Source organism: Protofrankia sp. Cr1, from assembly GCF_963555865.1.
GTDB lineage: Bacteria > Actinomycetota > Actinomycetes > Frankiales > Frankiaceae > Protofrankia.
In genome coordinates, this window is record NZ_CAUVXO010000592.1 from 1 (window position 1) to 3,129 (window position 3,129).

The 3,129-nt window shown below is 66.1% G+C and carries 1 protein-coding gene; it reads left to right on the top strand.

Going from position 1 to position 3,129, the window contains the following annotated elements:
- Positions 1 to 321 precede the first annotated feature (321 nt).
- A complete protein-coding gene (fxsT, locus tag U9980_RS26345; protein WP_322770397.1) occupies positions 322 to 3,057 on the top strand; it encodes an FxSxx-COOH system tetratricopeptide repeat protein in 2,736 nt (911 codons plus the stop codon).
- The last annotated feature ends 72 nt before the right edge of the window (positions 3,058 to 3,129 follow it).

Sequence of the window (3,129 nt, forward strand, 5' to 3'; positions counted from 1 at the left end):
GGGGATCGCGGCAATCCATGTACTCGAGGCAGTCCTCTTCAAAACTCATGGTTCCCTCATCGCAGGCGTCACGCAGCTCGGACTGCTCTTCGAGCCGATGCCGCTGGTCGAACGGGTTGATCAGGGTCGAGTACGCCTCGAGCGTCTACCATCGTTGATGGCGACCTGGAAGATGTCAAGCTGGCTGGGATCGTCATCGCTAGGCAGGCCGCGAGCGTCATCAGCTCATGAGTGCGCTCTCGGCGCCCAGATCAGCGGCCATGCGGTGCTGCACGACCACTTGGCCAGTGTGCGTCGGCAGCCCTGGCAGGATTGCCGACCATGAGCGGGGAATCTGGGACTGGCGCGTCAGGGCAGCGGTGGGAAGTAGCGTTGTCGTTCGCTGGCGCGCAGCGCGCCTACGTCGAGCGTGTCGCGGCAGCGTTGAAAGCGCGGGGCGTGCGCTGCTTCTACGACGCCGACGAACAACTTGAGCTGTGGGGCCGCTACCTGGCCGAGGAGCTCCCGGATATCTACGCCGAGCAGGCAGCGGCTGTGGTGGTGTTCGTCTCCGCCGACTACGCGTCCCGGGACTGGACCAGACTGGAACGCCGCGCCGCTCTCAACCGGGCGGTACGCGAACGGCGAGAGTACGTCCTCCCAGCCCGTTTTGACGACACGCCCCTACCCGGTCTGCTCTCCGACCTCGTAGCGATCGATCTGCGAGGGCGTGACCCCGAACAGTTCGTCGAACTGGTTGCGACCAAGCTTACCGCCCTCGGGATTCTCTCCCCGGATAGGAATCCGCAACCGTCGCAGCCCTCTTCTGGCCCAGGGCCTGCCGTGCTTCCCGCGGTATGGAACGTGCCAGGTCGCCTGGCAACCTTCACCGGCCGTCGGCAGATCCTCGATCGGATCGCCAGCACCTTCGCCAGCAACGTGGGTGGGCTCGCCGCTGTCGCGCTTCATGGGCTGGGCGCGGTGGGCAAGACACAACTCGCGATTGAGCATGCCTGGCAGCACGCAGCTGACTACAGGTTGGTGTGGTGGGTGAGCGCCGAACAGGCCACCCTCATCGGCGACCAGCTGGCCGCACTGGCCCCCCACCTTGATCTCCCGGTAACCGGAACGGCGACCGACGCTTACACCGTGCTCACGGCGCTGGCCCGCCGAGATGACTGGATTTTGATCTTTGACAACGTTGAAGTCGCCGCCGACCTACGTCCGTGGCTCCCAGCCAGCGTCGGCGGCCATGTTCTGATCACATCCCGCAGCCCGGTATGGGGAGCGATGGCCACGCCGGTGGAGATCGACGTGTTCACGCGGGACGAAGCAGCGGGGTTCCTGCAGCGCCGAATCCACGGTCTCGACGCCGAGTTGGCCGCTGAACTGGCGGACGAACTGGGCGGGCTTCCCCTGGCACTCGAACAGACCGCCGGCTACCTCGAGGCAACTGGCACGACGACAGCCGACTACCTGACCCGCTTCCGATCCAGGCGGGCAACGATGCTTGCTCGGGGCGAGGATCTTGCTTACGGCGGCACGATCGACACCTGTTGGTCTTTGGCTTTGGAACGGCTGCGTACCACCACGCCGGCCGCCATCCAGCTCCTTGAGCTCGCCGCCTACCTCGGCCCCGAACCGATCCCCCTGTCGTGGTTCACGCCTGACCACCTGGATGAGCCACTACGAACTGTTGCCATCGACGATGACCTTGACGACGTGGTCGCCGCCATCCGCCGCTACGGGCTTGCCCGCCGTGTCGACGCCAGCATCATCCTGCACCGGTTGGTGCAAGTAGTCGTCCGCACGCACCTCCGCACCGATCACGCAGCCACTACGGCCGCCCGGGTTCGGGACCTGCTTGCCGCAGCCATGCCACCCGGTGACTTCCGCGATCCGGCCGGCTGGCAGGACTGGGCGGCCCTGGCCGCCCATGTTCTGGCCGCACCCGCTCTGCATACAGAGGCTCCCACCACCGATACCGATACAGGCTTGCGACGACTGCTACTGACCACCGCCGACTACCTTCGGGGCCGCGGAGACTACCGGACCTCCCACCAACTGAATGCGCGTCTCCACCAGCAGTGGGCGGTAACTCTTGGAAATGATCATCCCGATACTCTGACCGCCGCGTCCGATCTCGCCCGGGGGTTGGCCGCCCTCGGTGATTACCGGGCGGCGCGGGCGTTGGACGAGGACACTCTGGCCCGCCGGCGGCGAGTGCTCGGTGAGGATCATCGGTACACTCTGAAATCAGCATCCAATCTCGCGATCCGGCTAGCTGCCGTCGGCAACCTTGAAGCGGCGCGGGCATTGGACGAGGACACCCTGGCCCGTCGAACGCGCGTGCTCGGCAATGATCACAGGGACACCCTCGAGTCGATGAACAACCTCGCCTTCCGGCTGCGCACCTTCGGTGATCTTAATGCGGCGCGGGCATTGGACGAGGACACGCTGGCACGGAAGCGCCGGTTGCTCGGGGAGGACCACCCCAGCACGCTGCTGTCCGCATCCAACCTCGCAGCTGACCTACGGGCTCTCGGCAATCTCGACGCGGCGCGGGGATTGGACGAGGAGACCCTGGCGCGCCGCCGATGGCTTTTGGGCGATGACCACCCCGACACGCTCACGTCTGCCACCCGTCTTGCCCTCGACCTGTCCGCCATCGGAGAGATACAGGCGGCCCGAGCGCTGGACGAGGACACCCTGGCGCGCCGCCAGCGGCTGTTCGGTGACGACCATCCCGATACCCTGGAGTCAGCTTTCAACCTCGCCCGGGGGTTGGCCGCCCTCGGTGATTACCGGGCGGCGCGGGCGTTGGACGAGGACACCCTGGCCCGCCGACGCCTGCTGTTCGGTGACGACCATCGTCACAGTCTGCGATCAGCGTATAGCCTCGCATGCGTGCTGGAGGCTCTTGGCGATCACTTGGCTGCGCGGGCTCTGGCCACCGACACTTTGATCCGACAGCGGCGGACGCTCGGCGATGAGCACCGCAGTACACGGGAGACTGAGGAGTTCCTCTGTGGCGTCGACCACCAGTCGACCACGGATGGGCTCCCAGGTGGATCTTGAAGATGAATGGCATGCCACCCGCGATGCGCGGGGTTCCGGCCGGACGGCGTGTCGCGGTCCTGACCTGGGGTC

Coding starts and splice junctions, on each gene's coding strand:
- fxsT (WP_322770397.1), top strand. CDS start 322: ATGAGCGGGGAATCTGGGACTGGCGCGTCAGGGCAGCGGTGGGAAGTA.